14 protein-coding genes are annotated in these 14,272 nt (G+C 60.8%); 2 read left to right on the plus strand and 12 right to left on the minus strand.

All coding sequences use genetic code 11. The annotated features are described in order from the left end of the window. Positions 1 to 4: 4 nt before the first annotated feature. The 5 genes from VHO05_RS16340 to VHO05_RS16360 all read right to left on the minus strand — a co-directional run bounded on the left by VHO05_RS16340 (position 5) and on the right by VHO05_RS16360 (position 6,133). Positions 5 to 1,120 carry an efflux RND transporter periplasmic adaptor subunit gene (locus VHO05_RS16340; protein ID WP_329647679.1) on the minus strand — a complete coding sequence of 372 codons (1,116 nt, stop codon included), beginning with the start codon at positions 1,118 to 1,120 and terminating at the stop codon, positions 5 to 7. A 386-nt stretch (positions 1,121 to 1,506) separates the two neighbouring features. Further along, positions 1,507 to 2,040: a hypothetical protein gene (locus VHO05_RS16345; protein WP_329647680.1), complete on the minus strand. Its 534-nt coding sequence runs from the start codon at positions 2,038 to 2,040 to the stop codon at positions 1,507 to 1,509. A 21-nt stretch (positions 2,041 to 2,061) separates the two neighbouring features. Further along, entirely contained in the window at positions 2,062 to 2,271 is a 210-nt protein-coding gene (locus VHO05_RS16350; RefSeq protein WP_329647681.1) for a TOBE domain-containing protein, read from the minus strand. A gap of 84 nt (positions 2,272 to 2,355) precedes the next feature. Continuing rightward, the gene (locus tag VHO05_RS16355) at positions 2,356 to 4,677 is read right to left on the minus strand and encodes a TonB-dependent receptor (RefSeq protein ID WP_329647682.1); all 2,322 of its coding nucleotides are present in this window, start codon (positions 4,675 to 4,677) and stop codon (positions 2,356 to 2,358) included. 199 nt (positions 4,678 to 4,876) lie between these two features. Next, the gene (locus tag VHO05_RS16360; protein WP_329647683.1) at positions 4,877 to 6,133 is read right to left on the minus strand and encodes a porin; all 1,257 of its coding nucleotides are present in this window, start codon (positions 6,131 to 6,133) and stop codon (positions 4,877 to 4,879) included. A 537-nt stretch (positions 6,134 to 6,670) separates the two neighbouring features. Between VHO05_RS16360 and VHO05_RS16365 the strand changes: the two genes are divergently transcribed. Continuing rightward, positions 6,671 to 6,937: a hypothetical protein gene (locus VHO05_RS16365; protein WP_329647684.1), complete on the plus strand. Its 267-nt coding sequence runs from the start codon at positions 6,671 to 6,673 to the stop codon at positions 6,935 to 6,937. Here the strand turns inward: VHO05_RS16365 and VHO05_RS16370 are convergent. The 4 genes from VHO05_RS16370 to VHO05_RS16385 all read right to left on the minus strand — a co-directional run bounded on the left by VHO05_RS16370 (position 6,934) and on the right by VHO05_RS16385 (position 10,386). Continuing rightward, entirely contained in the window at positions 6,934 to 7,458 is a 525-nt protein-coding gene (locus VHO05_RS16370; protein ID WP_329647685.1) for an HPP family protein, read from the minus strand. The two genes, VHO05_RS16365 and VHO05_RS16370, sit on opposite strands and share 4 nt — an antisense overlap. Positions 7,459 to 7,540: 82 nt before the next feature. Then, the gene (locus tag VHO05_RS16375; RefSeq protein WP_329647686.1) at positions 7,541 to 8,740 is read right to left on the minus strand and encodes an NAD-dependent formate dehydrogenase; all 1,200 of its coding nucleotides are present in this window, start codon (positions 8,738 to 8,740) and stop codon (positions 7,541 to 7,543) included. Positions 8,741 to 8,977: 237 nt separating this feature from the next. Beyond that, positions 8,978 to 9,901 carry a LysR family transcriptional regulator gene (locus VHO05_RS16380; protein ID WP_329647687.1) on the minus strand — a complete coding sequence of 308 codons (924 nt, stop codon included), beginning with the start codon at positions 9,899 to 9,901 and terminating at the stop codon, positions 8,978 to 8,980. Positions 9,902 to 10,005: 104 nt separating this feature from the next. Then, the gene (locus VHO05_RS16385; protein WP_329647688.1) at positions 10,006 to 10,386 is read right to left on the minus strand and encodes a hypothetical protein; all 381 of its coding nucleotides are present in this window, start codon (positions 10,384 to 10,386) and stop codon (positions 10,006 to 10,008) included. 136 nt (positions 10,387 to 10,522) lie between these two features. On the opposite strand from VHO05_RS16385, the gene VHO05_RS16390 reads away from it, so the two are divergent. Continuing rightward, positions 10,523 to 11,095, plus strand: a complete 573-nt coding sequence (locus VHO05_RS16390; RefSeq protein ID WP_329647689.1) for a DUF2478 domain-containing protein — start codon at positions 10,523 to 10,525, stop codon at positions 11,093 to 11,095. A gap of 36 nt (positions 11,096 to 11,131) precedes the next feature. On the opposite strand, the gene VHO05_RS16395 is transcribed toward VHO05_RS16390, so the two are convergent. The 3 genes from VHO05_RS16395 to VHO05_RS16405 are packed head-to-tail and all read right to left on the minus strand — an operon-like array spanning position 11,132 to position 14,247. Then, entirely contained in the window at positions 11,132 to 12,316 is a 1,185-nt protein-coding gene (locus tag VHO05_RS16395) for an ABC-type transport auxiliary lipoprotein family protein (RefSeq protein WP_329647690.1), read from the minus strand. An 8-nt stretch (positions 12,317 to 12,324) separates the two neighbouring features. After that, positions 12,325 to 13,107, minus strand: coding sequence for an ABC transporter ATP-binding protein (locus VHO05_RS16400; RefSeq protein ID WP_329647691.1), 783 nt, complete (start codon positions 13,105 to 13,107; stop codon positions 12,325 to 12,327). Positions 13,108 to 13,110: 3 nt separating this feature from the next. Continuing rightward, positions 13,111 to 14,247, minus strand: a complete 1,137-nt coding sequence (locus VHO05_RS16405) for an MlaE family lipid ABC transporter permease subunit (RefSeq protein WP_329647692.1) — start codon at positions 14,245 to 14,247, stop codon at positions 13,111 to 13,113. Positions 14,248 to 14,272 lie beyond the last annotated feature (25 nt).

Here is a 14,272-nt window from a genome sequence, read left to right on the forward strand (position 1 = left end):
ATCCTCAATTGACGCTGACGGCGCCCGTTTCGGGCGTGGACGTGACCTCGGCGTCGACCAGCAGGCCCTCGCGCAGCTTGAACGAGCCGGAGGCGGCGATCAGTTCGCCAATTTCGAGGCCCTTCACGATTGCGATTTCGTCGCCTTGAACCATGCCGGTCTGGACGGGGCGCTGACGGGCGCGGAGCTTTCCGGCCTCGTCGACCAGTACAAAGACGTGCTGTCCGCTCGGGGAGCGTCGCACGGAGGCGAGCGGCACCATAACCGCGGATTGCGGTTTCGAGGTTTCGACGGTTACGTCGACGAATGTACCTGGACGAAGCGCCGATCCCAGGCCCTTCGCCACAGCGCGGAAGCGCACGGCCCGGCTGGTTCCGTCGGCACTGTTGTCTTCGGCGATGATCTCGGCCGTCGCCTCGCCGCCAGGGATGGCGGGATCCGAAATCTTGACCAGAGTTCCGGCGCGGATGGCCGCAGCATCGTCTTGCGCAAGCGAGAAATCGACGTAGGCGTCAGGATCTACGCCCTGAAGCGTGACGATCCTGGTGCCGACGTCGAGGTAGGCTCCAGGCTGCCAATCGATGATGCCGACGCGCGCGCGGAAGGGCGCCGTGATGCGCTTTTTGTCGACGATGACCTGAAGGTTCTGCGCGCGCGCGTTCGCAGCGGCATGCTCCTCACGCGATTTGTCCGTCTCTTGCTCGTTGAACGCAGCGCTGTTGCGGAGGGCTTCGCGGCGCTCGAGCGTGAGCTTCGATAGCCGTGTATCGGCTTGCGCGGCGGACAGCGCCGCCAGTTCCTGGCGGACGTCGAACTGAACGAGAAGGGCACCTTTGTCGACGACTTCGCCGGATTTGAACCCGATCTCCGAGATCATTCCCGCGATCTCGTTTTTGATTTCGACTTGCCGGATCGCCACGACCGAACCGATCGCGCGCGTGGTTGCTCTCCATTGACCCTCGCGGGCGCGAATGGACCGCACGGATTCCATCGGCTCTGGCGTCGTTTGAGAGGCCGCGATGGCATTTTGGATCTCGCTATATTTGTAGAAGCCTAAGCCGCCGCCAATTCCGGCGATGGCGAGGATCACAAATAACCAAGCTAGGGCACGCCTAAGCATGTTTTTCCTCGGGCAATCTGCTCGTCATCAAATCATCGATGCGTTGGTGGAAACGCGCAGGCGAAAGTGTCGTATATACGTTGACCGCACGTATGCGGATCGCCCGGCTTTTTGCCTTGGCCGTACTTAAGACGGCCGGCTCTCCCCGCATCCGACATCGCTATCGGATAATTTTTATGCGTATTTGTGGCGTTTCTTTTGACCTGAGGCAGGGCAAAGGTCAAGCACTAAGTCCGGCATGGGTTTTCCATCCGGCATACCGAAGTATTTTGCGGGGGATATCTGTTGCAGGTTTGCCGCGATTTGGAATCCCGCAGCAGAAAATTAATCCAGTTTCGACTGCGGGCTGATCAATCTTTTAAAGCTGATGTCTGTTCCGACGGCGGTCAATCTGCTGCCGGGCGGATGGCGATCTTTATCGTGTCTGTCGGTGCGCTATTGATCTGGATCGAAAACGGCCCGGAGCCGATTTCGAAGCGGACGCTTTTGCGGATGCTATCGCAGTTCTTGGCACCGGTGTGACCGGTCGTTTCCAAGGGCACTCCGTTCTGCACGACATCGATCCATGCGTGTGTGGAGATCGTCACCTGGTAGTGGCCGGGGGCCGTTGGCGCCTCGAACGTGACCACGCCCGCGAACTTTTCCGCATCGTCGGGTTGCGGTGTGCTGGTGGGTTTGGCGGATAGCGATACCTGCGAAGCGGGAAGTAGCTTCAACGCAATGGCTTTGTCGGTTGGCGGCTTGGGGAGCGTAGCTCCGGACGCGGTCGCCTCGCTGTCCGACGCCTTCATCCAGGAAAGTTCGGTGGCGAGCGGCCACAGGAAGCCCTCGCATCCCGTGGCGTCCGCTGCGGTCGCGCCTGGTACATGCGCCGAGAGCAACGCGCCCGAGCTCGCGATCACGATCAGAAGTTTGCGCATCTTATTTCGCCTGCCCAATTTCTATTCCACTCCGACCATAACATCGGAGGCCTTGATGATTGCCGATGCGGTCATGCCGGCCTTCAGGCCCAATTCGTCGACAGCTTCGTTGGTGATCGACGCCGTTACGATCGCGCCACCGCCGATATCAATCGAGACGTGCGAGGTGGTGGCACCCTTTTTCACGTCGACGATTTTGCCCTTGAGAATGTTGCGTGCACTGATCCGCATGACGGCGTCTCCTCTCCGGTATGGGTGAAATCGCTTCGGGCACCGGGTACCCGAAGCGATCATCCACTAGTAGGTGACGACCGTCTAGAACTTCAACCTCGCGTTGGCGAAGAACTGCCGGCCCGCCTCGGGAAAGCCTTCGGCAAGAGCGTAGTTCTGGTCCGTGAGGTTCGTACCGCCGATGGCGGCAGAGAAGTTGTCGGTGAACTGGTACTCGGCCTGGATGTTCAGCAGGGCATAGGAGCCTGCATGAACGTAGCGCGGAATGAAGGCATTGGCGGGTAACGCCTCGCTCGTCACCACGCTGTAGCGGTCGCTGGCCAGCTCGAGGCTCGGCGTGATCGTGAGGGCTTCGATCGGGCTCCAAGCAACGTAGAGGAATGCCTGGTGCTGCGGGGTGCCCTCCGGTTTGGCGCCTGCGGTTTCGAAGTCCAGATCTCGTTGGAGATAAGTGTAGTTGCCGCCGACGCGGACGCCGGGTGCGATGTCCCAGTCGACGCTCGCTTCGAAGCCGTAGTGTTCGGCGTCGATGTTCTCATACCGATTGATCTGCGCCTTCGTGACCGGATCGCGGGTCGTGATGAACTGGATCGAGTCCTTGAGATCGCTGTAGAACACGGCGGCAGACACCTTCGCTTGCCGGAAAATCGTGTCCGAGAAGCCGATCTCGTAGTTGCGAGCGCGCTCGGGTGCGAGATCCGGATTGGGTGTCACGGTTCCGAAGCGCGTGCTGTAACGCTCGAAGACGGTGGCAAAGCGTGCGCGGTCTGAGACCGAGGCGTGTGCTTTGCCCGTTTCGGAGTAGCTGTAGATTGCGGCCGTCTGCCAGTTCCAGGCGTCATTCGTGTTGACGTCGTTTTGTACGACGCCGGGGCCGCCGAGCGGATTATTTTGCGGCCCGGCCACAAAGTCTTCAGCTTCCTTCACGTCCTGGTAATCGTAGCTCACGCCTGCGACGACATCGAGACGCTTCGTTGCGTGGAAGGTGTTTTCAAAGGCGACCGACCACGTGTCCTCGATGTTGTGCTGCCACGGCTCAACGTAGGGCGGTGCGTTTGGGTTGGTGCTGTCGGGTCGTTGGAAGTTGCGCTCGGCGTGGTTGTCGCGCCGGTAGTGAACCGCAGCCTTGGTCGTGTTCATCGGGATGAGTTCGGTGCCGAACTCCAGGAACCCGCCGTAGGAATAGTCCTCGTAGTCACTATTGAAAGCCGCGTTAGTGGCTTGCTTCGTGTACGGGTCGACAGTCACCGACGGATTGTCGAACGAGCTCAGCCGATTTTCGAAGGTATTGTAGTAGGCGTTGCTCTTGAAATAGGAGGCGTCGCCAATCTGGGTTTTCGACAGAAACGAGAGGCTCGTGATGTCCCAATAGGGCCAATTCCAGTAGCGCTGAGTGATCAGCCGCTCCTTCTCGACGTGGAGCGGAGCGTTCTTCTCGCCGCTCTGCGTCGTGTAGTTGATGCTGTACTCGTCCGTTGCGTTCGGCGTGATGCCGACCTTCGCGTTGACCTTCCAATCGCGGAAATCGGAGAAGTCGCGCGCGCCGCCGTCTTCATATGGGAACAACGGATCGTAGCCAGGCGAACCTGGTTGAGTGGGCTTGAAGTCCTCGGACAGGTTGAAGGAATCCTGGTCGACGATGGTGCCGCTGATCTGCGCGTAATAGCCCTTCTGGCGCGTGCCGGCGTAGGCGTAGCTGCTCCACTGGTTCATGTCGCTCACGTCGCCGTTCATGACGAGACCGGAGCGAGCTTCAAATTCGAACTCTTTCGTCGGCTTGCGGCTGACCATGTTGATCGCGCCACCGAGACCACCAGGGCCATTCAGCACGGACACATAGCCCTTCTGGATCTGGACTTCGGAAAGGTCCGGGGTCAGGAAGCGCGCCATGTCGAGGCGGTTGTCGGCGGGCAAGTACACGCGCACGCCGTCGATGGAGAGCGGTACGCGGAAGCGGTCGAAACCGCGCACGAAGATGTCGCGCTCGTTGCGGCGACCGCCAGCGGAATGGGATGTGACGCCCGGCGCCATCTGCAAGGCTTTATCGAGCGACTGCTTGTTGAAGGTCCACATCGCTTCGTTCGTGATCGTCGAGCCGCCGATCAGGTCGAGCTGGCCGAGCGTGAAGACGCCAATCGCCGGACCTTCGTATCCGACGGCACCATCCCCTTCACTGTCAGAAGAAACGACCGCTCCGCCGCCGCCCGATGACGGTGCGGCTTGGCTTTTAGGCCTTTTGCGGATGGGCTCGGATGGAGCTTGAACGAGAACAGGAGGAAGCGGCGTGGCTTCATCTGCTGTGACGTCTCCGCCTGCGGTGGCGGCACTTGGATCTTGTGCGATGGCTGATGATGCGGCAACGCAAAGACTTACCGCCGAAACGGCGGCTAACACGCACTTCGACATAGAGTTTCCCCCAACTTCTTCGGCCGAGCCTGACGGTAAGCTCGTCCCCCAGTTGACGATATATTCTTAAGAATACAGCGACGGCAATAGAAAATTTACCGTTGAGCGATTGACGCAATCAATGCTGCAAACGCACAAGCGCCGCGCGGGGATCATCCGCGCGGCGCTTGCACTCGGTGTTTCTATTGGGTTCGTGAACTCAGAAGTTCATCTTCGCACCCGTGATCACCATGTCGAAGGGATCGAGTGATGTGACGGTTGCGCCCTCGGTGATGTCGCCTGAGAAGTGACGATACTGCGCGTACAGCGTGAGTTCGGCGTTCTCGAAGTTCTGAATGGCGCCTGCTGCCCAGTAGCTCAGATCGGATGTGTCCGCCGCCTGTGAGAGTCCGACGTCGTCATGGCGGTATTCGACGAAAAAGTTAGTCTTTCCAAGCGAAATCCACTGCCGTTCGATGCCGCCCTGAATGAAGAGCATCGTGCTATCGTCCTGGGCTCCAATCTCCGCGGGTGTCAGGTCGATGTGGTTTTCAGAGTATGCCCCGTAGAGGAAGAGGCCCGTGGGGTTGTGCATGATGACGGCTGCTGCGCCCCACCATTGGCAGTCGCCATTGCCGACGGTGCACTGGGCCGCGTTTGTGACGGAGTCGGTGCTCTCGCCATAGCCGATCTTGGCGGAAACTTTGAAATCGCGAATGTTGTCGTTCTTGTAGGCGAGCGCGATGTCCCACATGTCATCTTCGCCCCAGGCCGCGCTTCCGGTGAAGCCTGCGAAGGTGGGCGTCTCGTATGCGACGATATTGCGAAGACCTGGCTGGCCCGGTGTGCGGTTGTTGAAACCGCCCATGACATTGCCCCAAAGCGTGTTCGCGCCCACGGGCTCCCCGTCGCTACGGAGCTGAAAATTTGCGATGTAGACGCCCGTCGCTTCAGCGTCGGAGACGTTACGTGTGAGTGTGAAGTCGACGTTGTCGAGGAGGTGGTACGTTGCGCTGGCGTCTCTGCCGACGACCAGCTTGCCGACGTCCTTGCTTTTCAGGAACCAGCTCGCGCGACGAATATTTAGCGCGCCCACGGTGCCCGCGGAATTCTGGCTGAAAGTCTTCGAGTCGGCGCCGTTGATGCCCAGCTCGAGTTGGTAGCCTGCGCTCCAGTCGGGAGTGATTTTCGCTTCACCGACGAAGCGGAAGCGATCCTGCTCAAGGCCGTTTGTGCCGACGTAGGCGTTGCTCTCCACGCCGTCGTCCCAGAAGAAGACCGCTTGGTTGACCCAGCCCGAGATCGTGAGGCTGACTTTGCGATTTCCTTTGCGCGCCGTCGTTGCTTCAAGCTCTGCGATGCGCTCTTCGAGATCCGTGCAGCAGCTCCCGCCGAGATCGGCGGCGACACCGGATGCAGAGCATGCGGTTAGACCGGCAAAGATGGAGACAAGGGCTTTTGCAGCTGGCCGAGACATCAGAATCACCCCGCAGAATCAGATGCGGCAAGGATATTTCCTTAGGTATACAGCGCAAGGGACGCTTGAAATTGGCACAGGGTCGACGCGCTCAATTGTGCGCACGCGTGCTATATTTGCAGCGAAACTTGTTTTGGTGCTGTTTCAGCAGGCAGTTTTTGGCAATAATCTTGGACGAGAGCCGCCGTTTTATTGGAGGTCGCGACTCTCCAGCCGTGGTCCGTTCAAGGTTGACTGAAGCGTTGAGGGTTGCCAGCTCCGGATCGCTGGTGGCGTACGCAAAGACTGTCCTCATGCCATGCAGATCCCGGTCGACACGCCGAATGGCACTGCACGGGTTAGGTCGCGAACAAATTGCTACAGTTCCGGTCACCCACCCCGCCGCTCGCAACTCTGACGCTCAATGAATTCAATAAGTTATATGTCACCCAGCCTTGCTTTCTCTTAAGGTTGGCTTAAGGAAGCGGGGCTCGTATCGCCGCAAAACTCCTCTATATGTCTTGCGACGATCCGGGCATCCGGGTTTGGAGGTTTTCTATGAGAGGCAGAGGCGAAGAGACTGTTATCGTCATCGACCGCCATGCACAGGCGACGGAACTCAAGGGCTGGCGGCGGTGGCTCGCAGCGGGCGCAGGCTATCTGATCGTTGCGCTCGTGATGCTGGTTGGGTTGGCGCTTATTGTTGGGCTCGCAATGACAGCGGCCATGGTGCTGATGGTGGCGGTGCCGCTGGCCATCGTGTTGGCGCTGATTGCCTACGCGACAGGCTATCTGAAATTCAACGCCCGCCGCGACCGCTTCTAAGTGCGGGCCGGGTAGGTGTGGCCGGTGACGAGCCGGTGATAGCTCAGCGCCGCGACGACGATGATGGCGCTTCCAACAAGAACCGGTGTGAGCAGGAACATGGGCGTCGCTTGTAATGCGAGCACCACCAGCGGGTCTGCGCCGGCGGGGGGATGTACGGTGCGCGTCACGATCATGGCAGCGATGGCGAGGCCGACACCGATGCCAGCGGCCGCTACGCCGGGACCCAAGATCACGTAGGCCAAGAGGCCTGCTGCAGCGGCAACGAAATGACCGCCGATAACATTGCGGGGTTGCGCGAGCGGGCTTCCCGGCAATGCGAACACCAACACGCAGGATGCGCCGAAGGGTGGGATGAGCAGGGCCAAGTGCCCAAGCGTGGTGAGGGCTGCGAGGCCTGCAATCGTCAAGCCACCGCCGATGCCGGCTGCTGCCGCAGTGAGCCACGGATGTTCGCGCAGCTCACGCAGGCCAGGAATGATCGTGCCGTCGAGCAGGGCTCGCCTGCGTCTGTCGCTCATGGCGCGTCCGTTCTGATGAGAGGGAAACCAGCTAGACGGAAGGAGACGCGGCCGAATTGATCCAGCCGCGTCTCTTGGAGACTTAGCGCTTGAACTTCGCCGCTTCTTCCGAGCCGCCGGTGGCATTGCCGGCGCTGTAGGAGTGGGCACCGACGCCTGCGAGCTTGCCGCCCTGGACGATGAGGTACTCGTTACGGATCGGCTTGTTCGCGAAGTAGCACTCAAGGATCTCACGCACGCCGGCGGCGTAACGCGTTTGCGCGGAGAGCGACGTGCCGGAGATGTGCGGGGTCATGCCGTGATGCGGCATCGTCCGCCAGGGATGGTCCTGCGGTGCCGGCTGCGGGAACCAGACGTCTCCGGCATAGCCAGCGAGCTGGCCGCTTTCGAGTGCGCGCACGACGGCATCACGATCGCAGAGCTTGCCGCGCGCGGTGTTCACGAGATACGCGCCACGCTTGAAGAGCTTGAGCGTCTTGTCGTTGATCATGTGCTCCGTTTCGGGATGGAGCGGACAGTTGAGCGTCACGACATCGCAAGCCGGGTACATGTCTTCGGGCGTCTTGTGATACGTGAGGTTCAACTCCTTCTCGACCGACTCCGGAAGCCGGTGGCGGTCCGTGTAGTGGAGGTGGACGTCGTGCGGCTTGAGGAGGCGCAGAACGCGCAGTCCGATGCGGCCTGCGGCTACCGTGCCGATATGCATGCCTTCAAGATCGTAGGAGCGCTCCACGCAATCGGCGATATTCCAGCCGCCTTTGATGACCCAGTTGTAGGATGGGATGTAGTTGCGGACGAGCGCGAGCATCATCATCACGACGTGCTCGGCGACGCTGTTCGAGTTGCAGTACGTGACCTCGGCAACGGTGATACCGCGGTCCATGGCGGCCTGGAGGTCCGTGTGGTCGGATCCAATACCGGCCGTCACGATCATCTTGAGCTTCGGCGCCTTCGCGATGCGCTCGGCCGTCATGTAGGCGGGCCAGAACGGCTGCGAAATCACGATCTCGGCGTCATGCAGCTCTTGATCGAGCTTTGAGTTCTTGCCGTCCTTATCGGACGTGACAACGAGCGTGTGGCCGGCCTTCTCGAGGAACTTGCGCAGGCCCAGTTCGCCCGAGACGCTGCCGAGCAGCTCGCCGGGCTTGAAGTCGATCGCCGACGGAGTGGGAGCGGTCTGGCCGTCCGGATACTTGGTGATCTTCGGAATGTCGTCGCGAGCGTAGGATTTCGGATATCCGTCGATCGGGTCGTCATAGAGAACACATACGATTTTTGCCATTGGTCTGCTCCTTCATGGAATTGGCCAAGAGGCAGCGCGCGGCCGGCGTGAGCCGGTCGTTGTGCATTCGAATTGTGGCTTGCCGGGCGGCGCTGTTGGTCCGCTTCAGCTCGCTCCTCGCGCTTCCTCGCCGGACATTGTCGTGCCCTTTCCTGGGCTCTTATCTCGGCGCGCGAACACTGAGTTTTAAGGGCCTGTGCGTCAAATTAATGCGCTTCAACGCCTGATCGATCCTGTCTATGACGCAAGTGCGAGATTGGCCTCGCCGAGCGCAAGATCGAGATTCAGTCGTGTCGCGCAGGACATGAGGGCGCGCGCGAGTGGAGGCAGCGGATCTCTGTCGGATGCGACGAGGCCGATGGTCTGGCTGTGAACCGGATCGACGAGGTCGATCAGTGCAAGCTCTTCGCAGCCAGCAAAAATATAGGCAAACGTATGCGGGATGATGCTTGCCCATTCGCCGCTGCAGACGTGTGAACAGACTGCGAGATATGAGTTGGTCGTGACCGTCGGTGCGAGTTTCAAGCCTATCGATTGGGCGAGATTGTTGAGTACGCGGCGGTTCTGCATGCCTTCGTTGAGAAGGCAGAGGTTGGTACTCGCTGCGTCGCGCCAGGAAATCGATTGAGCTCGGCTCCATTGTCCGCCTTTGCTGGTCACGAACAGGTAGCGCTCCTTGTAGAGTGCGGCCTTGCGGACATGCGCGAGCGGCTCGTTTTCGAGATAAGTCAGGCCCGCATCGATCTCGAACTTGTCGAGGCCGCGTTGAATTTCGACGGACGTCATGGCCTGTACGTCGATCGTTACATGCGGATGCTTGGCAGAGAACGGTGCGGTAAGTTTGGAGACTGCCGGCATTGCGGCCGGGATGACGCCGAGACGTAGCATGCCTCTCAGCCCGCCGCGGAACACCTCCACGTCCTGTTTCAGGCTCTCGTAGTCGGCAAGGATCTGAGACGCCCATTCTACGACGCGCTCGCCTTCGGGTGTGAGTCCGATGAAGCGCGGCTCGCGAATGACGAGGCGCATGTCGAGTTCGCGTTCGAGGGCCTTGAGGCCGGACGAGAGGGTTGGCTGCGTGACGTTGCACACCTCGGCGGCTCGTCCGAAGTGCTTCTCGCGCGCGAGAGCGACAAGATAGGTCATCTGGCGAATGAACATGGTCCGGCCTGCCCGATTGCTTGTCGCACACTGCAATTGACTTCAATAATAACCTGATTAAAATAATCAAGTTATGTTGTCGTGATGTCCGCCGACTGTTGCCGCTAGTGGGCAACGATGGCGCTGGGGCTCGTGCCACCTTTCGACATGGAGTAGCCGAGCTCTTCGGCTTTGCCGCGTGCCATGGAAAAGCTCACGCCGAACCCGTCCTTGGTGCGAAGGGTGACGATGAGAGACGTGGGGTCGGACGCCTCCTCGATAGACCAGGAGCCGATGGGGTAGGCGTAGCGAAGAGAGGTATCGCGGAACTGCCGGCGCAGGGCCGCCTCGATGAGGCTCGGCAGCGTCATGACGAGGTTGCCGAGCTCAGCGATCTTGAAGCTGAGGGAGGTTAGTCTGCCGGCTTCGTCCACCAGATTGAGAACGACGGATTTTCCGTCGTCGCTAATATGGTAGGTGGTCAGCTCTCGAACGTCGATATCCATCGACAGTTTCTCCGCGTTATATATATTATGATATAGCGTAAAGCCGTGGGCGGGTCGGCGCAAGGGTAGAACGCCATAGTTTTTACTAGAAAATGGGGCACGTCCGTTTCGCTTCGAGCGAATGGGAGATTGCACTATGTTCAACAGTGATGATCGCTCAGTAGTTAAGATTGGTGGGGCCAGCGCCGCCTTGCACGGAATTGAAGCCGATCGAATCGTCGCTGTTCAGGGCGGTGAAACCGCGGATATCCAAGCCTTGCTGAGCTCTCTGGCAGAGCAATGGTGCGCAAACGGACTGAAAGTGGTCGGCGTGGTCGAGGACATCACGCCTGGTGTGCGCAAGGCCTGTGGAGGCTCTGTCCTACGGAATGTCTGCTCCGGCGCGCGCTATGCCCTCTATCAAGACCTTGGGTCGAATTCCACGGCCTGCTGCCTCGATCCGGCTGGCGTCGCCGACGCGTGTCAGGATGTCATCCGTGAGATGGACGCGTGTGACGTCGTCGTTCTCAGCAAATTCGGGAAACTTGAAGCCGAGCGTTCGGGTTTGCTCGATGCGTTTGTGCGCGCTGGCTTCCTGAGCAAGCCGGTTCTGACGTCTGCCTCGCCCGCGTTCAGCCCGAGTTATCTCGGCTTCGTCGGGCAATTCGGGGCACTCGTTCCCGCGGACGAGAGCTATCTCAAGGCGTGGATGTCTCGCCACCGGCATTAGGCAGGAGCGACGTTCAAGCGTTGCGCGTTTCGCTTATCACGGGGCCGGAGGTTCCGGAGCGTCGGGCTCGGCTGGCTCGGCGTCTTTTTCCGATGCGGGGGCGCGCGGCAACTGGGCGACCCACGGAACCGCGTCCGCGAGGACTTTGCCGAATGCCGTATCCAATGCGGCAACGGCGGACGGTGCATCCACGGCTGATAGCAGCGCCCTCTGATCGAAGACGCGCGAGCCGAGGATCTTTCCGCCAGCGCTGACCAGCTTAACGGTGATCTCCACGTCAGCGGTCGGTTGGGGCTTCATCAGAATTGCAAACTGGCGGATCTCAGTCTGCAGCTGGTCGCTCTGCTCGAGGTTGTCGATTGGGCGCGTTACTGCATCGAAGCAGCCGGAATTCTCGAAGCTTTCAATCACTTTTGCTTGGACGACTGCCGGGATGTTGTCGGTGAACTGGGCCTTCTCGAACGGCGCGCCATCGGGCGGAGCTCCCAGCACGACAACCTTATCCGAGTTGAAGGCCATGGGGGCTGCGGGTTCCGGGACTACGAGCTGCGGACGCGTCGCGCCGGGGCATACGGGCGATCCGCTCCGTGCAGAGAGATTGTAGATTCCGGGTTTGGTCTTCGCGCCGCCGGCGAAGCGTTCCAGGCCGGCTAAGATGCCGTCGATGCGTTCGGAGTTGCGCGAGAGAACGCCAGCAAACGTGCTGATGCCAGCGATGGCATCGTGGAGTGCTGCGCTGTTGTCGTCGATGACCTTGTCCAGGCGGGTCAGGGTGCCGCGCGCCGATTGCGTGAGTGTCTCCGTGCTTTCGGGACCGGCGGTCAGCAGCGGAATGGCGCCGTTGCTCGCGGCGAGGGGGGAGGCTCCGGGCGCGCCGCCAGACAGCTCGATCACCGGCGCGCCGGTCAGGCCCTGGAAGTCCACGTTGACGACGGTATCGGAGCGAACGGGTGCGGACTTATCAACCGCGAGCGTGACAAGCACGTCCTTGGGGGCATCCGGCGAAAGCTCGATGTCCGTTACTTCGCCGACGCGGATGCCGTTGAAGAGAACGCTCGCGCCTTTGACCAGACCGGACACGGAGCTTTGGAACCGGACTTGGAACATTTGCCTGTCGCCGAGACCACCGGTGTTGTGCAGCCAGTAGACGAATGCGAACAGCGCCAGCGTGACCGCGAGGACGAAGGACCCGATCAGGGTGTATCGCGCGTTGGTTTCCATGTTCGGCCTCAGGACTCCGAGTTGGCAAGGCGAGAGTTGAGCGCCGTCGCGCGACGGCCGCGGAAGTACGAGCGGACCCACGGATGCTCGCAGTCGAGCATGGAGGCAACGGATCCGGTGGCGACGACGCGCCCGTCGGCAAGGGCGCCGACGCGGTCGCAGATCGTATTGAGGCTTTCGAGGTCGTGCGTGATCATGAAGACCGTGAGCCCGAGCGTCTGTTGCAACGTTTTAATGAGGGCATCGAAGTCGCCGGCGGCGATGGGATCGAGGCCCGAGGTTGGTTCGTCCAGAAAGACGAGCGCCGGATCGAGTGCGAGCGCGCGAGCGAGCGCCACGCGTTTCGTCATGCCGCCGGAGAGCTCCGACGGCATCTTGTTGTGATCGGCTTTGCGCAGGCCCACCATCTCGAGCTTGGCGGCGGCCATCTCGTCCATGAGGCGCTGGGGCAGGTCGAGGTACTCGACCATTGGAAACTGGACGTTCTGCAGCACGGTCAGCGACGAGAAGAGCGCGCCTTGCTGGAAGAGAATACCCCAGTGGCGTTCGACGCGCTGACGCTCCTCGCGGGTCGCCGTGTCGAGGCGAGTGCCGAGCACCTCGATGGAGCCAGCGCGGCTCGGAATGAGGCCGATGATCGTGCGCAGGAGCACGGATTTGCCGCTGCCGGAGCCGCCGACGAAGCCGAACACTTCACCACGCCGCACGTCGAAGGTGACGCGATCGAGAACCGTCCGGCTGCCAAAGCCGACGACCAGGTCCCGCACGGAGATGACGGTATCTTGGGTCATGGGCTACATGTCTACGGCGGCGAAGAAGACGGCGAACAATCCATCCAGCACGATGACGAGGAAGATGGATTTGACGACAGAGGCGGTGGTCTCGCGGCCGAGCGATTCCGCGCTGCCTTGAACGGCGAGACCTTGCGTGCAGGCGACGATACCGATCACGAGCGCCATGAAGGGCGCCTTGATCATCCCTACCTCGAAGTGGGTCAGCGAAATGGCCTCGCGCAGTCGCTCGATGTAGATGGCTGGGCTCATGCCGCCATAAAACCAGGCGACGAGGCCGCCGCCATAGAGTGCGGCGAGCGATCCGAGGAAAGCGAGCATCGGAAGCGCGATGACCAGAGCGACTATGCGGGGAAGGATCAAGACTTCGACCGGGTCGCGGCCCATGGTTCGAAGAGCATCGATCTCCTCGCGCATCTTCATCGAGCCGAGCTCGGCGGTATAGGCGCTGCCCGAGCGGCCGGCCATCATGATGGCGATGATGAGCACGCCGATCTCGCGCACGACGAGGATGCCGACCATGTCGACGACATAGGCGTCGGCGCCGAACTTGCGGAAATGGAAAAAGCCCTGCTGGGCGATGATGCAGCCAATCAGAAAGGTGATCAGCAGCATGATCGGCACCGCTTGCCAGCCGACGCGATCCAAGTGGTGCAGCGTGGGGGTCAGGCGGAACGTTCGCGGGTTTCGGATCGCGCGCCCAAGGGCCAGGACGACGGCTCCGAGCATGGCAGCGAAGGAGAGAAGCTCGTGACCGAAGCGCACGGTCTGTTCGCCGAGCCATGCGATCCGTTCTTTGAGCGGGGTGATCGATGGCGGCGGGACGGCGCCGTCATGCTCAGTGCGGCGGATCTGCTCGAAAAGGCTCTGATAGCGCTCAGGGAGCCCGACAACGCGGACGGAACCGGTTAGTGCCTCGCGGGCGCGTACCAGGCGTTCAATGAGCCAAGCGCCATAGGTGTCGAGGGCGGTGAGTTGGTGCAAATCGACGGTAACGGGCTTGCCGGCTGGTGTGTTGCGCACGGCCTCGTCGATCAAACCATCCAGATCACGGGCTTGTACAACAGTCCAGGCGCCTCCTGCCGCGAACTCGATTCCATCTGCCCCGGGCCGTGCGATTAGAGAGGGTGGCGAACCCATCTGACTTTCGTCTCCGTCCTGAGGT

The organism is Hyphomicrobium sp. (assembly GCF_036262015.1).
Taxonomy (GTDB): Bacteria; Pseudomonadota; Alphaproteobacteria; order Rhizobiales; family Hyphomicrobiaceae; genus Hyphomicrobium_C.

Bases quoted from the DNA above. Each gene is read 5' to 3' on its own strand.
- VHO05_RS16340 (WP_329647679.1), bottom strand. From the start codon at position 1,120: ATGCTTAGGCGTGCCCTAGCTTGGTTATTTGTGATCCTCGCCATCGCC.
- VHO05_RS16345 (WP_329647680.1), bottom strand. From the start codon at position 2,040: ATGCGCAAACTTCTGATCGTGATCGCGAGCTCGGGCGCGTTGCTCTCG.
- VHO05_RS16350 (WP_329647681.1), bottom strand. From the start codon at position 2,271: ATGCGGATCAGTGCACGCAACATTCTCAAGGGCAAAATCGTCGACGTG.
- VHO05_RS16355 (WP_329647682.1), bottom strand. From the start codon at position 4,677: ATGTCGAAGTGCGTGTTAGCCGCCGTTTCGGCGGTAAGTCTTTGCGTT.
- VHO05_RS16360 (WP_329647683.1), bottom strand. From the start codon at position 6,133: ATGTCTCGGCCAGCTGCAAAAGCCCTTGTCTCCATCTTTGCCGGTCTA.
- VHO05_RS16365 (WP_329647684.1), top strand. From the start codon at position 6,671: ATGAGAGGCAGAGGCGAAGAGACTGTTATCGTCATCGACCGCCATGCA.
- VHO05_RS16370 (WP_329647685.1), bottom strand. From the start codon at position 7,458: ATGAGCGACAGACGCAGGCGAGCCCTGCTCGACGGCACGATCATTCCT.
- VHO05_RS16375 (WP_329647686.1), bottom strand. From the start codon at position 8,740: ATGGCAAAAATCGTATGTGTTCTCTATGACGACCCGATCGACGGATAT.
- VHO05_RS16380 (WP_329647687.1), bottom strand. From the start codon at position 9,901: ATGTTCATTCGCCAGATGACCTATCTTGTCGCTCTCGCGCGCGAGAAG.
- VHO05_RS16385 (WP_329647688.1), bottom strand. From the start codon at position 10,386: ATGGATATCGACGTTCGAGAGCTGACCACCTACCATATTAGCGACGAC.
- VHO05_RS16390 (WP_329647689.1), top strand. From the start codon at position 10,523: ATGTTCAACAGTGATGATCGCTCAGTAGTTAAGATTGGTGGGGCCAGC.
- VHO05_RS16395 (WP_329647690.1), bottom strand. From the start codon at position 12,316: ATGGAAACCAACGCGCGATACACCCTGATCGGGTCCTTCGTCCTCGCG.
- VHO05_RS16400 (WP_329647691.1), bottom strand. From the start codon at position 13,107: ATGACCCAAGATACCGTCATCTCCGTGCGGGACCTGGTCGTCGGCTTT.
- VHO05_RS16405 (WP_329647692.1), bottom strand. From the start codon at position 14,247: ATGGGTTCGCCACCCTCTCTAATCGCACGGCCCGGGGCAGATGGAATC.